At 72.4% G+C, this 19,249-nt stretch carries 13 protein-coding genes; 2 read left to right on the plus strand and 11 right to left on the minus strand.

Features of this window, described 5'->3' with window-relative positions:
• Nucleotides 1-45 precede the first annotated feature (45 nt).
• The 6 genes from serA to AMK29_RS30700 all read right to left on the minus strand — a co-directional run bounded on the left by serA (nt 46) and on the right by AMK29_RS30700 (nt 10,010).
• A complete protein-coding gene (gene serA / locus AMK29_RS30675) occupies nt 46-1,635 on the minus strand; it encodes a phosphoglycerate dehydrogenase (protein ID WP_073819152.1) in 1,590 nt (529 codons plus the stop codon).
• A gap of 272 nt (nt 1,636-1,907) precedes the next feature.
• Nucleotides 1,908-2,909 carry a ketol-acid reductoisomerase gene (ilvC, locus tag AMK29_RS30680; RefSeq protein WP_073819154.1) on the minus strand — a complete coding sequence of 334 codons (1,002 nt, stop codon included), beginning with the start codon at nt 2,907-2,909 and terminating at the stop codon, nt 1,908-1,910.
• Nucleotides 2,910-3,028: 119 nt separating this feature from the next.
• Nucleotides 3,029-3,556, minus strand: a complete 528-nt coding sequence (ilvN, locus tag AMK29_RS30685; protein ID WP_024756291.1) for an acetolactate synthase small subunit — start codon at nt 3,554-3,556, stop codon at nt 3,029-3,031.
• A gap of 41 nt (nt 3,557-3,597) precedes the next feature.
• Nucleotides 3,598-5,448 (minus strand): acetolactate synthase large subunit, encoded by a 1,851-nt coding sequence (locus tag AMK29_RS30690; protein WP_073819155.1) that lies wholly within the window; start codon nt 5,446-5,448, stop codon nt 3,598-3,600.
• Between the two features lie 228 nt (nt 5,449-5,676).
• Nucleotides 5,677-8,508, minus strand: coding sequence for an EAL domain-containing protein (locus AMK29_RS30695; RefSeq protein WP_079197192.1), 2,832 nt, complete (start codon nt 8,506-8,508; stop codon nt 5,677-5,679).
• 536 nt (nt 8,509-9,044) lie between these two features.
• Complete coding sequence (locus AMK29_RS30700; RefSeq protein ID WP_073819157.1) at nt 9,045-10,010, minus strand: 2-hydroxyacid dehydrogenase; 966 nt, start codon at nt 10,008-10,010, stop codon at nt 9,045-9,047.
• Nucleotides 10,011-10,085: 75 nt separating this feature from the next.
• On the opposite strand from AMK29_RS30700, the gene AMK29_RS30705 reads away from it, so the two are divergent.
• On the plus strand, nt 10,086-11,096 hold the full coding sequence (locus tag AMK29_RS30705) for an aldo/keto reductase (protein ID WP_073819159.1): 1,011 nt from the start codon (nt 10,086-10,088) through the stop codon (nt 11,094-11,096).
• A 98-nt stretch (nt 11,097-11,194) separates the two neighbouring features.
• Nucleotides 11,195-12,340, plus strand: coding sequence for a PQQ-dependent sugar dehydrogenase (locus tag AMK29_RS30710; RefSeq protein WP_073819161.1), 1,146 nt, complete (start codon nt 11,195-11,197; stop codon nt 12,338-12,340).
• A gap of 54 nt (nt 12,341-12,394) precedes the next feature.
• Here the strand turns inward: AMK29_RS30710 and AMK29_RS30715 are convergent, their stop codons facing one another.
• The 5 genes from AMK29_RS30715 to AMK29_RS30735 form a co-directional block, all read right to left on the minus strand.
• Nucleotides 12,395-15,451 (minus strand): helix-turn-helix transcriptional regulator, encoded by a 3,057-nt coding sequence (locus AMK29_RS30715; protein WP_073819162.1) that lies wholly within the window; start codon nt 15,449-15,451, stop codon nt 12,395-12,397.
• Nucleotides 15,452-15,458: 7 nt separating this feature from the next.
• A complete protein-coding gene (locus AMK29_RS30720; protein ID WP_073819164.1) occupies nt 15,459-15,656 on the minus strand; it encodes a hypothetical protein in 198 nt (65 codons plus the stop codon).
• 150 nt (nt 15,657-15,806) lie between these two features.
• A complete protein-coding gene (locus tag AMK29_RS30725; protein ID WP_073819166.1) occupies nt 15,807-16,382 on the minus strand; it encodes a hypothetical protein in 576 nt (191 codons plus the stop codon).
• Nucleotides 16,383-16,417: 35 nt separating this feature from the next.
• Nucleotides 16,418-16,981 carry a GNAT family N-acetyltransferase gene (locus AMK29_RS30730; RefSeq protein WP_073819168.1) on the minus strand — a complete coding sequence of 188 codons (564 nt, stop codon included), beginning with the start codon at nt 16,979-16,981 and terminating at the stop codon, nt 16,418-16,420.
• Complete coding sequence (locus tag AMK29_RS30735) at nt 16,959-19,205, minus strand: MMPL family transporter (protein WP_073819171.1); 2,247 nt, start codon at nt 19,203-19,205, stop codon at nt 16,959-16,961. Before AMK29_RS30735 ends, AMK29_RS30730 begins: the two co-directional genes overlap by 23 nt.
• Nucleotides 19,206-19,249: the final 44 nt, after the last annotated feature.

Raw genomic sequence — 19,249 nt, forward strand, 5'->3', positions numbered from 1 at the left:
GTAAGACGAGCGTCTAGGGACCGGGTACGAGGTGACGGGCCTGCGTCAGATCAGGTTGACGGAGCGGGCCGACGTGGCGCCGATCTCCTCCGCGATCTCCGCGAGCACCGGCGCCGGGAGCGTGTCGTCGACGGTGAGCACGACGAGCGCCTCGCCGCCCTCCTCCGCGCGGGAGACCTGCATGCCGGCGATGTTCAGACCGGCCTCGCCGAGGATCCGGCCGACCGTGCCCACGACACCCGGACGGTCCTCGTACCGCAGCACGACCATGTGGTCGGCCAGCGCCAGGTCCACGTCGTAGTCACCGACCGCGACGATCTTCTGGAGGTGCTTCGGGCCGGCCAGCGTGCCGGAGACCGCGACCTCCTCGCCGCTGGAGAGGGTGCCGCGCACGGTGACGACGTTGCGGTGGTCGGGCGACTCGGAGCTCGTCGTCAGCCGGACCTCGACACCGCGCTCCTGCGCGAACAGCGGGGCGTTGACGTACGACACGGTCTCGTCGACCACGTCCTCGAACACGCCCTTGAGCGCGGAGAGTTCGAGCACCTTGACGTCGTGCTGGGTAATCTCGCCGTACACCTCGACGTCGAGACGGGCCGCGACCTCGCCCGCGAGCGCGGTGAAGATCCGGCCGAGCTTCTCGGCGAGCGGCAGACCCGGCTTGACGTCCTCGGCGATGACACCACCCTGGACGTTGACCGCGTCCGGGACGAGCTCACCGGCGAGCGCGAGGCGCACCGAGCGGGCGACGGCGATGCCGGCCTTCTCCTGGGCCTCGTCCGTGGAGGCGCCGAGGTGCGGGGTGCAGACGACCTGGTCGAGCTCGAACAGCGGGGAGTCCGTGCAGGGCTCCTTCGCGTACACGTCGAGGCCCGCGCCGGCGACCCGGCCCTCCTTGAGGGCGGTGTACAGCGCCGCCTCGTCGACGATCCCGCCGCGCGCGGCGTTCACGATCCGGACGGAGGGCTTGACCTTGTGCAGCGCCTCGTCGCCGATGAGACCGAGGGTCTCCGGGGTCTTCGGCAGGTGGACGGTGATGAAGTCGGCGACCTCGAGGAGCTCGTCCAGGGCCAGCAGCTTCACGCCCATCTGGGCGGCGCGGGCGGGCTGCACGTAGGGGTCGTACGCGACGATCTTCATGCCGAAGGCGGACATGCGCTGGGCGACCAGGACACCGATGCGGCCGAGGCCGACGACGCCGAGGGTCTTCTCGCTCAGCTCGACACCCGTGTACTTGGAGCGCTTCCACTCGCCGTTCTTCAGCGCCGTGTTGGCCTGCGGGATGTTGCGCGCGGTCGCGACGAGCAGACCGCAGGCGAGTTCCGCGGCGGTGACGATGTTGGACGTCGGGGCGTTGACGACCATCACGCCGGCCTTGGTGGCGGCGGAGACGTCCACGTTGTCCAGACCGACACCGGCACGGGCGACGACCCGCAGCTTGCCGGCGGCGGCGATGGCCTCGGCGTCGACCTTGGTCGCGGAACGGACCAGGATCGCGTCCACGTCGGCGATGGCCGGGATCAGCTCGGCGCGGTCGGCGCCGTTGCAGTGCCGGATCTCGAAGTCCGGGCCCAGCGCGTCGACGGTGGCGGGCGACAGCTCTTCAGCGATGAGTACGACAGGTTTCGAGCTCACGTGAGTCCTCACAGATCCAGTGCGGACGGCCGTCCCGACGGCCGCAGGCGGTGGAGGGGGCTTGCCGCGTGAAAGCGCACGACGCTGTGGGCCTGAACGCGAATGTTGTTGAGAAGTGTAGTGGTGCACCGGCGCGGTTCATGCGCCTCGTTGGAAGGATCACCCGTCCGTGGTTGGACGGGGTGTCCAACGATGCGGGAAGGGGCCGGACACAGTGCCCGGCCCTCCCCCACGCCCCAGGGGGCGTGGGGGGATCCCCAGCCCGGGAAGGCTTACGCCTCCTCGTCGTTCACCCAGCTCATGAGCTTGCGCAGCTCCTTGCCGGTGGTCTCCAGGAGGTGGTTCTCGTCCTGGGTCTTGTACTCGTTGTACTTCTTCAGACCGCCGTGGTACTCGGCCATCCACTCCTTGGCGAAGGTGCCGTCCTGGATCTCCGCGAGGACCTTCTTCATCTCGGCCTTGGTGGCGTCCGTGATGATCCGCGGGCCGGTGACGTAGTCGCCCCACTCGGCGGTCTCGGAGACCGACCAGCGCATCTTCTCCAGGCCGCCCTCGTACATGAGGTCGACGATGAGCTTCAGCTCGTGCAGGCACTCGAAGTACGCGATCTCCGGCTGGTAGCCGGCCTCGGTCAGGGTCTCGAAGCCCGCCTTGACCAGCGCCGCGGTGCCACCGCAGAGGACGGCCTGCTCGCCGAAGAGGTCGGTCTCGGTCTCCTCGGTGAAGGTCGTCTTGATGACGCCGGCGCGGGTGCCGCCGATGCCCTTGGCGTACGAGAGCGCCAGCGCGAAGGCGTTGCCCGTCGCGTCCTGCTCGACGGCGGCGATGCACGGAACGCCGCGGCCCTCCTCGTACTGACGGCGGACCAGGTGGCCCGGGCCCTTCGGGGCGACCAGGGCGACGTCGATGCCCTCGGGCACCTTGATGAAGCCGTAGCGCACGTTGAGGCCGTGACCGAAGAAGAGCGCGTCGCCCTCCTTCAGGTGGTCCTTGATGGACTCCTCGTAGACCTGGGCCTGGATCGGGTCCGGCGTCAGGATCATGATCAGGTCGGCCTCGGCCGCGGCCTCGGCCACGGAGACGACGCGCAGACCCTGCTCCTCGGCCTTGGCCTTGGACTTCGAGCCCTCCTGCAGACCGACGCGGACGTCGACACCGGAGTCACGGAGCGACAGCGCGTGGGCGTGGCCCTGGCTGCCGTATCCGATCACCGCGACCTTGCGGCCCTGGATGATGGACAGGTCGGCGTCGTCGTCGTAGAACAGCTCGGCCACTGGGAATCTCCTTGAGGTGCTGGTGTTGCGTCCCACCGTACGGCGGGGAGCGGGAGGAAGGTTTTCGGGTCTCGTCAGTCGGACCGCCGGGTGGACCGGCCGTCCGCCTCCGATGACTCTCAGGCGCTGCGGTCGAGGGCCCGCAGGGACCGGTCCGTGATGGACCGGGAACCACGCCCTATGGCGATCGTGCCCGACTGGACGAGCTCCTTGACGCCGAACTGCTCCAGCATCTTGAGCATCGCGTCGAGCTTGTCACTCGAACCGGTGGCCTCGATGGTGACCGCCTCGGGCGAGACGTCCACGGTCTTGGCGCGGAACAGCTGCACGATCTCGACGATCTGGGAGCGGGTCTCGTTGTCGGCGCGGACCTTCACCAGGACGAGCTCGCGCTGGATCGCGGCGCTGGGCTCGAGTTCGACGATCTTCAGGACGTTGACCAGCTTGTTGAGCTGCTTGGTCACCTGCTCGAGGGGCAGGTCCTCGACATTGACCACGATGGTGATGCGGGAGATGTCGGGGTGCTCGGTGACGCCGACGGCGAGGGAGTCGATGTTGAAGCCGCGGCGGGAGAACAGGGCGGCGATCCGGGCGAGGATGCCGGGCGTGTTCTCGACGAGAACGGAGAGCGTGTGCTTGGTGGACATGGTCTGGGTCTCTTCCTTTTCGCTCTGCTTCGTTCCGCGCTTCAGTCGTCTTCGCCGTCGCCGAAGTCGGGGCGGACGCCCCGGGCGGCCATGACCTCGTCGTTCGAGGTGCCGGCGGCGACCATCGGCCAGACCTGGGCGTCCTCGTGGACGATGAAGTCGACGACGACCGGCCGGTCGTTGATGGCGTTCGCCTCGGCGATGACCTTGTCCAGGTCGGCCGGGTCCTCACAGCGGAGGGCGACGCAGCCCATGGCCTCGGACAGCTTGACGAAGTCGGGGACGCGGGTGCCCTTGTTCGCCTGGACGTCGTCCGGTCCGGAGTGCAGGACGGTGTTGGAATACCGCTGGTTGTAGAAGAGGGTCTGCCACTGGCGGACCATCCCGAGGGCGCCGTTGTTGATGATGGCGACCTTGATCGGGATGTTGTTCAGGGCGCAGGTGGTGAGCTCCTGATTGGTCATCTGGAAGCAGCCGTCGCCGTCGATCGCCCAGACCGGGCGGTCGGGCAGACCGGCCTTGGCGCCCATGGCGGCGGGGACCGCGTACCCCATCGTCCCGGCGCCGCCGGAGTTCAGCCAGGTGGCCGGCTGCTCGTAGTCGATGAAGTGGGCGGCCCACATCTGGTGCTGGCCGACACCGGCGGCGAAGATGGTGCCCTCGGGGGCGAGCTGCCCGATGCGCTGGATGACCTGCTGCGGCGACAGGCTGCCGTCCTCCGGCAGGTCGTAGCCGAGCGGGTAGGTCTCGCGCCAGCGGCTCAGGTCGCTCCACCAGGCGCTGTAGTCGCCCGTGTTCCCCTCGCTGTGCTCGGCCTGGACGGCCTGGATCAGGTCGGCGATGACCTCGCGGGCGTCCCCGACGATCGGGACGTCGGCGGCACGGTTCTTGCCGATCTCGGCCGGGTCGATGTCCGCGTGGACGATCTTGGCGTACGGGGCGAAGCTGTCGAGCTTGCCGGTGACGCGGTCGTCGAAGCGGGCGCCGAGGGCGACGATCAGGTCGGCCTTCTGCAGCGCGGTGACGGCGGTGACCGCACCGTGCATGCCGGGCATGCCCACGTGCAGCGGGTGGCTGTCGGGGAAGGCGCCCAGGGCCATCAGCGTGGTGGTGACGGGGGCGCCGGTCAGCTCGGCCAGGATCTTCAGCTCGCCGGTGGCGCCGGCCTTGAGGACACCGCCGCCGACGTACAGGACGGGGCGCTTGGCCGCGCTGATCAGCTTGGCGGCCTCGCGGATCTGCTTGGCGTGCGGCTTGGTCACCGGGCGGTAGCCGGGCAGGTCGGTCTGCGGCGGCCAGCTGAAGGTGGTCTTCGCCTGGAGGGCGTCCTTGGCGATGTCGACCAGGACCGGGCCGGGGCGGCCGGTGGAGGCGATGTGGAAGGCCTCCGCGATCGTCCGCGGGATGTCCTCGGCCTTGGTGACGAGGAAGTTGTGCTTGGTGATCGGCATCGTGATGCCGCAGATGTCCGCCTCCTGGAAGGCGTCCGTGCCGATCGCCTTCGAGGCGACCTGGCCGGTGATCGCGACCAGCGGGACGGAGTCCATGTGCGCGTCGGCGATCGGGGTGACGAGGTTGGTCGCACCGGGTCCCGAGGTCGCCATGCAGACGCCGACCTTGCCGGTCGCCTGGGCGTAGCCGGTGGCCGCGTGGCCCGCGCCCTGCTCGTGGCGGACCAGGATGTGGCGCACCCGCTTCGAGTCCATCATCGGGTCGTAGGCCGGGAGGATCGCCCCGCCGGGGATGCCGAAGACGGTGTCGGCGCCCACTTCCTCGAGAGAACGGATGAGGGACTGCGCACCCGTGACGTGCTCGACGGTGATGGCGGGCTGCGCGCCGCTACGGGGCCGCGGCTGCGGATGGTGCCCGGTGGCCTGGTCGGTCATCAGCATCTCTTCTCGAAGCAGAGGGTTTTTGCGAGGTGTTCTACGAGGGTTTGCGGCGACTTTGGAGGGAGCCGGTGCAACAAAAAACCCCTCGTGCCGTGAGGCAAGCGAGGGGAGCGCGTCGGGTGCGTATTGAGCGGGGTCCAGTGGGTCCCTGCTTCAGCCGACGCGCTTTCCAAGTACGAGAATTCGGGTGCGCATGGCACTGACCCTCCCTCTCAGCCCTCACCACTGTCAAGTGGGTGGGACAGGCGTCTCATTATTTGAGCGGATCGGGGGACGGTTTCCGACCCGGACGGGGACCGGGCCGGGCAGCGGGTACTCGTCCCGCACCAGGGCTCTGCGCAGCCGGTACTCGTCGAGCGGGCCCGAGAAGGCCATGCCCTGGGCGTGACCGCAGCCCATCGCCCGCAGGGCGATGACCTGCTCCGGTACGTCGACGCCCTCGGCGACGGTCTGCACGCCGAGCTCCCCGGCGATACGGAGCACCCCGCGGGTGATCTTGCGCAGCCGCGCCGACTCGACCACGCCCTCGACGAGGGCCCGGTCCAGCTTCAGTATGTCGACGGGGAGGCGTCGGAGCGCGTTGATCGCGACATGTCCGCTGCCGAATCCGTCGAGCGCGATCCGCACCCCGAGGCGGCGCAGGGTGATCAGGCGCTGTTCCAGCTCGTCGAGGGAGATCCTGGGGTCGCTGTCGCCCACCTCGACGATCAGCGAACCGGACGGCAGGCCGTGCCGGGTGAGCAGGGACTCGATCGAGCCGAGCGGGAGCGAGCGGTCCAGGAGCCGACTGGCCGAGAGCCGGATGGACACGGGTGTGCGGTGGCCGATTCCCGCCCGCTCGGCGGCCTGCTCGACGGCCGCTTCGAGCAGCCAGCGGCCGATCTCGGCGGTGCGCTCGCCGTCGTCGGTGACCCGGAGGTACTCGGCGGGGGTGAAGAGGATGCCCTGGGCGGATCTCCAGCGCGCCTGGGCGCTGACGGCGGAGATCCGGCCGGTGGCGAGGTCGACGACCGGCTGGTGGAGGAGGGCGAACTCGCCGTCGTGGAGGGCGGTCCGCAGCCGGGCTGCCAGTTCCGTCCGGCGTACCACCTCGGCCTGCATCTGGGGCGCGTAGAGCTCGACGCGGTCCTTGCCGGCCGCCTTGGCCCGGTACATGGCGAGGTCGGCGTTGCGCAGGAGGTCTCCGGCCTCCATGCCCGGCTCGGCGAAGGCGACCCCGATGGAGGCGGCGACCCGCACCTCGTTACCGCCGTCGAGGCGGTACGGCCGGGAGAGGGTGAGCCGCAGCCGGTCGGCGATCTCCTCGACCTGGCTCCGGCGGGCCGCCTGGTCGCGGCCGCCGTCCCCGAGGATGAGGGCGGCGAACTCGTCGCCGCCGAGCCGGGCGGCCGTGTCCCCGGCCCGTACGGAGTCGTGGAGGCGCCGGGCGGCCTGGACGAGGAGGTCGTCGCCCGCCTGGTGGCCGAGGCGGTCGTTGACCGCCTTGAAGCCGTCGAGGTCGATGAAGAGCACCGCGGTGCCGGGGTCGGAGGCGCGACGGCCGCCGAGGGCCTGGCGGACGCGCCGGGTGAAGAGCGCCCGGTTGGGCAGGTCGGTCAGCGGGTCGTGCTCGGCGTTGTGCTGGAGCTGGGCCTGGAGGCGTACCCGCTCGGTGACGTCCCGGCTGTTGAAGATCAGACCGCCCTGGTGCCGGTTGACCGTCGACTCGACGTGGAGCCAGTCGCCGCGGCCCGAGCGGAAACGGCACTCGATCCGGGTGGTGGGCTCCTCGGCGGGCGAGGCGGCCAGAAAACGCCGTACCTCGTGGACGACGGCGCCGAGGTCCTCGGGATGGATGAGCGAGGCCAGCTCGGAACCGATCAGCTCCTCGGCGTCCCGTCCGTACACACCGGAGGCCGCGGGGCTGACGTAGCGCAGGATCCCGGTCGGCGCGGCGATCATGATGACGTCGCTCGATCCCTGGACGAGCGACCTGAAGTGGTTCTCCTTGTGGGCGAGTTCCTGGGTGAGGGCGATGTTGTCGAGGAGCATGATGCCCTGCCGTACGACCAGGGCGAGGACGACCGCGCAGCCGGTGAGGACGACGACACGGTCGACCCGGCGTCCCTCGACGACGTTGTAGAGGATGCCGAGGGTGCAGACCGCCGCGGCGAGGTACGGCGTGAGGGCCGCGAGCGATCCGGCGACCGGACGGCTGTGGAGCCACGGTCCGCGCGCGGGCGCGGCGCTGTCCGGGAGCCGGCGCACTCCCCAGGGCGCGTAGGCGAGCAGCAGGGAGCCGGCGAACCAGCCGGCGTCGAGCAGCTGGCCCGAGGCGTAGTTCTCGCGCAGCAGCGGCGAGGTGAACAGGGCGTCGCACAGGACGGTCAGGGCGAGCGCGGCGATCGCGGTGTTGGTCGCCGAGCGGTTCGCCTGGGAGCGCCGGAAGTGCAGGACCAGGACCATGCTCACGAGGACGATGTCGAGCAGCGGGTACGCCAGCGACAGCGCCGACTGGGCGACGGACTCGTCCTGGACGTGGGCGGTACGGGCGAGGGCGAGGCTCCAGGAGAGCGTGAGCAGGGAGCCGCCGATGAGCCAGGCGTCGAGCCCGAGGCAGACCCAGCCGGCCCGGGTGACGGGCTTCTTGGCGAGGACGAGGAGGCCGACGATGGCCGGCGGTGCGAACAGTAAGAAGAAGAGGTCGGCGACGGAGGAGTCGGGCACTTCCGTGCGGAGCACGACCTCGTACCACCCCCACACGGCGTTGCCCGCGGCGGCCATGAAGGAGGAGAAGGCGAAGAGCAGCCAGGCGGGGCGGGCGCTGCCCCGGTGGGTGCGGGCGTAGAGGAAGCAGGAGACCGCGGCGGTGAGGGCGGCGGCGCTGAGTCCGAAGTCGCCCATGAAGAGGGCGACTTCCGGTGAGCCCCAGCCGAGCGAGGCGCCGGTCGTGTAGCCCGCGCAGATCAGCCCCAGGGCGATCTGGGCGACGACCCCTCCGGTGCCGGGGCGACCGGGGGCGGGGCGGCCGGAGTCGTCGCCGACGGCACGGCGCGCGAGGACCGCCCCGGGCGCGTTCACCGGGCCCTCCGGGATCGCACCGGCGCACCCGGCCGCGTCGTGCGGGCGCGCCGGCGGCTCGTCGGCCCGCCCGGAGGCGTGCCCGTCGCGGTCGTCGGTGTCCGGTCCGGAGTCCCGTGCGGTGTCCGGCGGTGCGGCGGGGCGGGGCGCGCGGTGGGGCGCGGTCTGGTCCGGGACGGCTCGGGTGAGGCCGGTGGCGAGGCGCGGAAGGCTCGCCGGTGGCGGCGTCGCCCCGTCGGATCGTCGGTCCTCCGGCCGTGCCTCACCCGTCGCCCCCCTCGGAATCTGATGTCCCGTCACGTCGCTCCCCAGCGTCAGCCCGTACTCGACGCAGTCCCCCGCTCCGGGACGATACACCAGGACCGTCACTCAGGGACAGGGTCGCAGTACTCTGCGTGACGGCCTGGGGCTTGTACGCAGCGCGTGTCGGGGGCGCTCACCACCCGACCGGCCCAACCGGGGCTCCTCCCGGGCGCCTTCCCCGCGGCGCTCCCGCCACACCCGCGACGGCGGGTCGCGGCGCGGACCGACGCGGCTCAGCCGGTGGTGAGGAGGACGTTCACCAGTTCCTCGCCCGCCACGAACCGCCGCAGCTGCCCCGCCACGAGCCGCTTCGCGCGCGGCATGAAGGCCGAGGTCGAACCCCCCACGTGAGGACTGATCAGGACACCGGGAGCGTGCCACAACGGGTGCCCGGCGGGCAGCGGTTCCGGATCGGTGACGTCGAGCGCCGCCGTGATCCGTCGGCTCTCGACCTCCTTGAGCAGGGCGGCCGTGTCCACGACCGGTCCGCGGGCGACGTTCACGAGGAGCGCCCCGTCCTTCATCCGGGCCAGGAAGCCGGCGTCGGCGAGATGCCTGGTCCCGGGCGTGAGCGGCGTGGAGAGCACGACGACGTCCGCCTCCGGGAGCAGTGAGGGCAACTCCGTCAGGGCGTGGACCCGACCGCGCGCTGTGGTGCGCGCGGAGCGTGCGACGCGCGCCACCCGCGCGCACTCGAAGGGCGCGAGCCGGTCCTCGATGGCGGCGCCGATGGATCCGTACCCGACGATCAGGACGGACTTGTCGGCGAGCGCCGGGTAGAAGCCGGCCCGCCACTCCTCGGCGTCCTGGCCGCGGACGAAGCCCGGGATGTCGCGGAGCGAGGCCAGGATCAGCGCGAGCGTGAGTTCGGCGGTGCTGGCCTCGTGGACGCCCTTCGCGTTGCAGAGAGCGACGCCGGGCGGCAGCGAGGGGATGCCGGGCGTGACGTGGTCGATGCCGGCGGACAGCGTCTGCACGGCCCGGACCGAGGTCATCGCGGCCAGCGGCCGGACGGCGATCTCCGTGCCCTTCATGTACGGGACGACGTAGAAGGCGCAGTGCGCCGGGTCGGCGGGGAAGTCCGGTCCCCCGTCCCAGAAGCGGTAGTTCAGGCCCGACGTACCCGGTTCGGGGAGGCCCTCGATCTCGTCCGCGGGAATCGGAAGCCACACGTCAGCGGTCATGTCTTCGCGTCTCATGACCGGGAGGCTATGCGAAGAATCCCGGGCCCCATTGGTTACTTTGGGGGACGGCACAGGGAGGGGTACCGGCAGGTGGAGCGCAGGACTATCGGGGCGACGGCGCTCGACGTGGGTGCGATCGGCCTGGGGTGCATGCCGATGAGCTGGGCGTACAGCCGTTCGGAACAGCGGGGGGACCGCTCGCTGCGGACGGTGCACGCGGCGCTGGACGCCGGGGTGAGCCTGCTCGACACCGCCGACATGTACGGGCCGTTCACCAACGAGCTGCTCGTGGGGCGGGCGTTGAAGGAGCGACGGGCGGACGCCTTCGTCTCGACGAAGTGCGGACTGCTCGTCGGCGACCAGCACGTGGTCGCCAACGGCAGGCCGGGGTACGTGCGTCGGGCCTGCGACGCCTCCCTGCGGCGGCTCCAGACCGATGTGATCGACCTGTACCAGCTGCACCGCGCCGACCCCGAGGTGCCGGTCGAGGAGACCTGGGGCGCGATGGCCGAGCTGGTCTCGGCGGGCAAGGTGCGGGCGCTCGGTCTGTGCGCGGTCGGCGCGCGGTCGGCCCGCCGGGGTGCGGCGGGCGCCGGCCGTGACGGGTACGAGGGAACGATCCGCCAGTTGGAGCGGGTCCAGCAGGTGTTCCCGGTGGCGGCGGTGGAGGCCGAGCTGTCGGTGTGGTCGCAGGAGGCGCTGGTGCGGCTGCTGCCGTGGTGCGCCGCGCGGGGCGTCGGCTTCCTGGCGGCGATGCCGCTGGGGAACGGTTACCTGACGGGGACGCTCACCCCGGGCAGCGGCTTCGAGCGGGACGATCCGCGGGCCCGGCACCCCCGGTTCACCGCCGAGATGATGGCGGCGAACCAGCCGCTCGTGGCGGGGCTGCGGCGGGTGGCCGCGCGGCACGGGGCGGACGTCACGCCGGCGCAGGTGGCGCTGGCGTGGGTGCTCGGCCGGGGGCCGCACGTCGTGCCGGTGCCGGGGGCGAAGCGGGAGCGGTGGGCGGTGGAGAACGCCCGGGCGGCCGGGCTGCGGCTGACCGCGGAGGACCTGGCGGAGATCGCGGGGCTTCCGGCGCCCCGGGGGTCCTGGGACTGAGGTGCGGCGATCTTCGACGGCGGGAGGGAACCTGATAGCGGCGAGCGGTGTATCAAGGGTGAAGGGATGCCGCTCGACTCGTCGAAGGGGACCGTGCCATGAGCCGTCCTGCTGTTGTGAAGGCCCTGTGGGGCGCCGCCGTGCTGGTCCTGGTGGCGGGCTGCTCCTCGGGGGGTGCGGAGGACCCCCCGGGTACGGCCCCGCCGACGTCCGTCACGGCGACCGCGACCGTGAGCGCGGCCCCGTCCGGGTCCCCGGCCCCGGGGACGGCTCCCGCGAAGGGCGGGGCGGCGGCGAAGGGCACCCACACGGAGGGGCTGAAGTCGCCCTGGGGACTCGCGGCGCTGCCGGGCGGGGACCTGCTCGTCTCCTCGCGGGACGAGCGGACGATCACCCGGGTCGACGGGCGGACCGGGGCGAAGACCCCGCTCGGCGTGGTGCCGGGCGTGGTCCCGGGCGGCGAGGGCGGCCTCATGGGCCTCGCGGTCCGGGACGGCTGGGTGTACGCGTATCTGACGGCGGAGTCCGACAACCGCATCGTGCGCATGCGGTACGGGGACGGGGACCGGCTCGGCGCTCCGGAGCCGGTGCTGACGGGCATCCCGAAGGGGGTCGTGCACAACGGCGGGCGGATCGCGTTCGGGCCTGACGGCATGCTGTACGCGGGGACGGGCGAGACGGGCAGGACCGGTCTCGCCCAGGACCGGGCCTCGCTCGGCGGGAAGATCCTGCGGATGACACCGGAGGGCGCGCCGGCGCCGGGCAACCCGTCCGCCGGATCGGTGGTCTATTCGTACGGGCACCGCAATGTGCAGGGAATCGCCTGGGACACGGCAGGGCGCCTGTGGGCCGCCGAGTTCGGGCAGAACACCTGGGACGAGCTGAACCTGATCGAGTCCGGCAGGAACTACGGCTGGCCGGAGGTCGAGGGACGTGCCGGGCGGGCCGGCTTCGTGGACCCGGTGGCCCAGTGGCCGACCTCGGAGGCCTCCCCCAGCGGGATCGCGTACGCGCGGGGCGCGATCTGGATGGCCGGGCTCAGAGGGGAGCGGCTGTGGCGGGTCCCGCTCTCCGGCACGAAGCTCGCGGCGGACCCCGAGGCGTTCCTGACCGAGGAGTACGGGCGCCTGCGCACGGTCCTGGCTGAGGGCGGCGGGCGGCTCTGGCTGGTGACCAGCGAGACCGACACCCGGGGCACGCCCGAGGAGGGGGACGACAGGATCCTCCGGCTGGAGGTGAGCTGAGGGCCGGAGCCGGGCTCGGACCGGGCGGCGAGCGGCGCGCAGGGGGCGCGGGCGTCAGAGGGCCGGGTCGAGGAGGTGGAGGCGGTGGGCCAGGGCGGCGGCCTCGCCGCGGCCGGCGACGCCGAGCTTCGCCAGGATGTTGGAGACGTGGACGCTGGCCGTCTTGGGGGAGATGAACAGCTCCTCGGCGATCTGGCGGTTGGTGCGGCCGGCCGCGACCAGGCCCAGGACGTCCTGTTCCCGGGGAGTCAGACCGAAGGTGTCGTCCGCGGCCTCCGCCGGCTCCTGAGACGGCTTCTCGGGGGTCAGGGAGAGGCGGGCGCGGGCGGCCAGGAGTTCCACGTCCTCGCGGAGCGGGCGGGCGCCGAGGCGAATGGCGGTGGCGTGGGCCTCCCGGAGCAGGGCCGTGGCCTCCTCACGGTGGCCTCCTTCGACCAGCAGGGCGTCGGCGAGGCGGTGGCGGGCTCGGGCCAGCTGGGCGGGGCGCTCCAGCGGTTCCCAGGCAGCGACGACCTCGGCCCAGCGGGCGGCGGACTCGCGGCCCTCGGCGCGGGCGAGCTCCTCGGAGACCTGGCGGGCGTAGGCGGCCCAGACGGGGGCCGGGGCGGCGAGGCCGCGGAGGCAGCGGCGGATCGCGTCGAGCGCCTCGGCGCGGCCCTCGTCGGCGGCGGGAAGCCCCCGGGTGTCGGCCTCGGCGGTGACGGCGGTGAGGACGAGCGGCCAGCCGTAGCGGTGGGTGCTGGGCGGGAAACCGCCCTGTTCGGCGGCGGCGAGCCGGGGCCGCACGTCGGCGACGCGCCCCTCGGCGGCGGCCACGGCGATCTCGACCTGGCTCATGGGCAGGGTGTACTGGGGGATGGGGTCGCGGGTGCCGTAGACGGTGCGGGCGTCGGCGAGGTGGCCGCCGGCCGCGTCGAGTTCGCCCCGGTCGACGGCGAGCTGGGCGAGGCGGAGGGAGGCGGAGCCGCGGGGCTTGGTGCTGGTCGCCGAGCGGAGCAGCCGTTCGGCGGCCTCCCGGGTCTCGTCCCAGCGGCCGAGGGAGTAGAGCGACTCGGCCCGGTTGGCCTCGATCCACCCGACGCTGTCGACGAGGCCGTAGGAGCGGGCGAGACGGATGCCGGTGTCGCAGAGTTCGACGGCCTCCTGGGAGCGGCCGAGGGACTCCAGGGAGGAGGCGATGTTGATGTGGGCGCGGGCCGTCTCGGTGTAGTGGCCGAGGGCCTTGGTCCGTTTCCGTACCTCGTGCATCTCGGCGAGACCCGCCTCGACGTCACCCGCGCCGGCCATGAGGGTGCCGAGGGTGAGCCGGGCGTTGAGTTCGATGGACTCGGCCTTGACGAGCCGGGCGTACTCGACGGCGCGTTCCGCGGCGGTGATGGCCTCGGGTCCGGGGTTGCGGAGCATGCCCCAGCCCGCGGCGCCGACGAGGACCACGGCGTGGACGGCCGAGGGCGGCAGGCCCTTGACGAGTTCCTGGGCGCGGGCGATCTCCTGCCGGCCGTCGCCCCGGCCGAGGTTGGACTGGAGGCGGGCCTTCTCGGTCCAGAACCAGGCGGCGCGCAGGGGGTCCTTCTCCTCCGGGTTGTCGAGGAGGCGGAGTGCCATCTTGCCGATCTTCAGAGCGCGTTCGCGGTCGCCGCTGAGGCGGGCGGCGACGGCCGCCTCGGCGAGCAGGTCGACGTAGCTGAGGGCGCTGGTCTCGGGGTCGCAGCCGCAGGGCGGGTAGGCCTCGGCGTAGTCGATGGGCCGGAGCGAGCGCCGGGCCTCGACGGGGACCTCGTCCCAGAGTTCCATGGCCCGTTCGAGGAGCCGGAGCTGCTCGGCGTAGGCGTGGCGCTTGCGGGTCTCGACGGAGGCGCGGAGGACGGCGGGCAGGGCCTTGGCCGGGTCGTGCGCGTGGTACCAGTACGTGGCGAGCCGGGTGGCCCGCTCGTCGGCCCGGACGAGCCCGGGGTCGGCCTCCAGGGCTTCGGCGTAGCGCCGGTTGAGGCGGGAGCGTTCGCCGGGCAGCAGGTCGTCGCTGACGGCCTCGCGGACGAGGGAGTGGCGGAAGCGGTAGCCGTCGCCGTCGGGGACGGCGAGCAGGATGTTGGCGCCGACGGCGGCCCGCAGCGCTTCGATGAGTTCGTCCTCGGTGAGCCGGGACACGGCGGCGAGCAGGCCGTACTCGACGGTGGAGCCGCCCTCGGCGACGATCCTGGCGACCTGCTGGGCGTCCTCGGGGAGCGTCTCGACCCGGACGAGCAGGAGGTCGCGCAGGGAGTCGCTGAGCTGGCCGGGCGCGCAGCCGGCCTCGTGGGAGACGACGAGCTCCTCCACGAAGAAGGCGTTGCCGTCGGAGCGCTCGAAGACCTCTTCGACGAGACCGGGGTCGGGTTCGGCGGCGAGGATGCCGGTGAGCTGGCGGTGCACCTCGACGCGGGTGAAGCGGGCGAGTTCGATGCGGCGGATGGTGCGGAGCCGGTCGAGTTCGGCGAGGAGGGGGCGCAGGGGGTGGCGGCGGTGGATGTCGTCGGCGCGGTAGCTGGCGACGACCACGATCCGGCCGCGGCGGAGGGTCCGCAGGAGATAGGTGAGGAGGTGCCGGGTGGAGGCGTCGGCCCAGTGCAGGTCCTCGAGGACGAGCACGATCGTACGGTCGGCGGCGAGGCGTTCCAGGAGCCGTACGGTCAGTTCGAAGAGGCGGGCGGTGGAGTCCTCGTCGGAGGAGTCGTGGTGTCCGGGGTCGCCCAGTTCGGGCAGCAGGCGGGCGAGTTCGCCCTCCTGGCCGTCGGCGGCCTCGGTGAGTTCACCGGGGAGCCGGCGGCGGAGCGAGCGCAGCGCGGTGGCGAAGGGGGCGAAGGGCAGTCCGTCGGCGCCGAGTTCGACGCAGCCGCCGAGCGCGACGACGGCGCCCCGGCCGCAGGCCGTGTCGAGGAACTCCTCGATCAGCCGGGTCTTGCCGACCCCCGCCTCACCGCCGACGAGCAGGGCCTGGGGCTCTCCCGCGTCCGCACGGGAGAGCGCCTCGGTGAGGGCGGTGAGTTCGCCGGCGCGGCCGACGAACACGGGGCTGACTGACCTGGTCTCCACGGCGCCGAGCATCGCACAGACGTCCGTGCCCTGGTTCATACGGGTGTCACGCGGCCCGGACGAAGCGGCCGCGTCCGTCGCCGCTCACCCGCCCCTCCGAGTCCTGGCTCCCGCTGCTGCGGCCGAGGCGGCGCAGGCCCCGGGTGGTGCCGCCCGACTCGGCGGCCGCGTGGGACAGCCGCTGGGCGGCGGCCTCGCGGACGAGCTGGGCGTGGTTCATGCGGTGGAGTTCGTACTCGAACATCGGGGTGCTCCCTGGTCTTCCGCGGTGTCGGTATCGCTTCCTGCGATGCCTCTACTGTCGTGTCCCAGGGGCTGCGGCCACATCGGGCGTGTTCCGCATGTTCGGCGTACGGGGGTCCTTAGGCGGGCCTCAGGAGGGCCTTAGGCGGTCTCAGGATCCGGCGCTGGGGAGGCTCAGGAACAGGTCGAAGTAGGTACCGGCGGACAGGAGCAGTCCGATGCCGCCCAGGACGGCGCCCGCGACGGCGACCGCGCGGACCCAGGCGGGGCGCCCGGGGAGGACGAGGACGAGGACGGCGACGAACAGGGCGACGAAGGCGAAGACGCCGTTCACCAGGGCGGTGGTGTGCCAGGCGTCGCCGTAGATCTCGGAGATCTGCTGGGCGGGGGTACCGGTCCCGGAGGTCTTGATCTGCCCGATGAGGGTCTCGCGCTCGGCGACGACCTTGCCGGTCCAGGTGCCGGTCAGGGCGACGGCCCCGAGGGCGGCGGAGACCACGGCCGCGGCGGCGCCGCCGATGCCGGCGGAGGCGGGGGCGGCCTCCGCGGCGAGCTCGTCGTCCGTGTCCTGGTCGTCCGCGTCCTCGTCGAGCGGCTCGGTGCCGTGGCCGTCGAGCGGCTCCCCTGCGGGCGCGGCCTCGACGGCCTCCGCCGGGGCGTCCGCCTCGGCGGTCTTCGCGCTCTCCGCGCTCTCGCCGGTCTTCTCTGTCGTCGTCTTGGTGTCCATGCGGCGCACGCTAGGGGGCACACATGAGAGCCGTCTTAAGACGCCTCGGCCTTCGCCGCGCGCCACTCCGTGGCGAGGACGGCCCAGAGCTCGGTGTCCGCGCGGGTGCCGCGGTGCGGGTAGTTCTCCCGCAGGACGCCCTCCCGCGTCATGCCGAGGCGGCGGGCGACGGCGATGCTCGGCCCGTTCTTCGCGGAGGCGCGCCATTCGACGCGGTGGATGCCGCGCTCCTCGACCGCCCAGTCGATGATGACCCGGCAGGCCCGGGTGATCAGGCCCTTGCCCGCGGCGGAGGGTTCCAGCCAGCAGCCCGCCTCGGCGGTCCCGTGCGTCACGTCCATGGTCCGGAAGAGGACGCCGCCGACGAGCGTGCCCCCGGCCCAGATGCCGTAGATGCGTCCGGTGTCGTTCGCGGCCTTCTCGGCGTACGAGCGGAGGAAGGAGCGGGCGGAGTCCAGGTCGGCGACGGCGTCCGCCAGGGCGATGTGCTGCCCGACGAAGTCCCGTCCCCGGTCCATGTGGGTCAGGAACTCCTCGGCCTGCCAGGGCTCCAGGGGCCTCAGCTCGGCGCCGTCGTCACCCAGGGATATCGCGAACATCGTCGTTCCTCTCCTCCACGGCCGGGACCGTCACGCGCTGCGTAGGGATCTTCGCACGCGCGTCGGCGGCCTCGCGGCTCTCGGGGGGTTCGATGCTGATCCGCGGCAGCCGGCGGTCGAGCCAGCGCGGCAGCCACCAGTTCGCGCCCCCGAGGAGGTGCATGAGGGCGGGGACGAGGAGGGTGCGGAGCACGAAGGCGTCGAGGGCGACGGCCGCCGCGAGCGCGATGCCGAACATCGCGATGACCCGGTCGCCGGAGAGGACGAAGGCGAGGAAGACGGAGATCATGATGACGGCGGCGGAGTTGATCACACGGCTGGTCTCGGCGAGGCCGACCCGGACCGCCCGCCGGTTGTCGCCGGTCTCCAGCCACTCCTCGTACATCCGGCTGACCAGGAAGACCTGGTAGTCCATGGAGAGTCCGAAGAGCACGGAGACCATGATCACGGGGAGGAAGGGCTCGATCGGGCCGGCGCTGCCGAGGCCGATCAGTTCGCTCCCCCAGCCCCACTGGAAGATCGCCACGACGACGCCGAAGGCGGCGGCGACGGCCGCGACGTTCATGGCGGCGGCCTTGAGCGGGATGCCGATCGAGCGGAAGGCGAGGAGGAGGAGCAGACAGCCGAGGGCGATGACGACCCCGACGAAGAGCGGCAGCTTGCCGATGATGACCTCGGCGAAGTCGTCGTACGAGGCGGTGAGGCCGCCGACGTGGACGTCGAGGGAGGTGCCCGCCTCGGCCTTCGGGAGGACGTCCGCCCGGAGCCGGTCGACGAGCTCGCTGGTGGCCCTGGACTGGGGCGAGGAGTCGGGGACGACGGTGAGGACGGCGGTGTCGCCGGAGCTGTTGTAGGTGACCGGGGAGACGGAGGCGACCCCGCGGGTGGCGGAGAGCGCGGCCGGCAGCTGGTCGAGGGCGACCCGGTCGTCGGCGCCGTCGAGCCCGGCGACGAGGGTGAGCGGGCCGTTGACCCCGGGCCCGAAGCCGTCGGCGATCAGGTCGTACGCCTTGCGCGTGGTCGCGGCGGCCGGGTTGTTGCCCTGGTCGGAGGTGCCGAGGTGGAGCGAGAACGTGGGCAGCGCCAGGACGCCCATGACGAGGACGGCGACCAGGCCGAGGAGCTTGGGGTGCCGCTCGACGAAGGCGGACCAGCGGGCGGCGAAGCCGGTGGGCAGCTCGGGCTGGGGGCCGTGTTCGGCGAGCGCCCGCCGTTCGCGCCGGGACAGCGCCCGGACGCCGATGAAGGAGAGCAGCGCCGGGAGGAGGGTGACGGAGGCGGCGACCGTGAGGACGACGGTGAGGGAGGCCGCGATGGCGACGCCGTTGAGGAAGCTGAGCCGCAGGATCAGCATGCCGAGGAGGGCGATGCAGACGGTGGCGCCGGCGAAGACGACGGCACGGCCGGTGGTGGCGACGGCGGTCTCGGCGGCCTCCGCGACGGACAGGCCGCGTTTCAGGCCTCTGCGGTGCCGGGTGACGATGAAGAGGGCGTAGTCGATGCCGACGCCGAGGCCGACGAGCATGCCGAGCATGGGGGCGAAGTCGGCGACGGTCATCAGGTGGCCGAGGAGCACGATCCCGGAGTAGGCGATGCCGACGCTGACGAGCGCGGTCGCTATGGGGAGCGCGGAGGCGGCGAGGGAGCCGAAGGCGAGGAAGAGGACGACGGCGGCGACGGCGACGCCGACGACTTCGGCGATGTGGCCGCCGGGGGCCTCGGTGAGGGCGACGGCGCTGCCGCCGAGCTCGACGGAGAGTCCCGCGGCCTCGTTCTCGGCGGACTCGGCCGTGTCGACGAGGGCGCGTACCTGCGCCTGGGGGATGTCGTCGGCCTGCTCGTGGAAGGTGACCGTGGCGTAGGCGGTGTGTCCGTCCTCGCTGACCTGGCTCCGGTCGTCACCGTACGGCGAGGTCACGGCCGCGATGCCGGGCAGTTCGGCGACCTTGTCGAGCATCGCGGTGACGCGCTGTTCGACGGCGTCCGCGCGGACGCTGCCCCGGTCGGTGTGCCAGACGATGGTGTCGCTGTCGCCGCCGAGGCCGTCGAAGCCGCGGTCGAGGAGGGCGGTGGCACGGCCCGACTCGGTGCCGGGGACCTCGTAGTCGTTGGAGTACGCGCTGCCGGCGACGGCCGCCGCGGTGCCGACCCCGACGAGGGCGACGAGCCACAGGAGGACGGCGACGAGGCGGTGCGTGACGCACCACCGTGCGATGGCTGCCAAAGGACGTGCTCCCTGGATGGTTCCTGGCTCCTTCACGGGAACGG

This window comes from Streptomyces sp. CB02261 (genome assembly GCF_001905665.1).
In the GTDB taxonomy this organism is placed as follows: Bacteria; Actinomycetota; Actinomycetes; order Streptomycetales; family Streptomycetaceae; genus Streptomyces.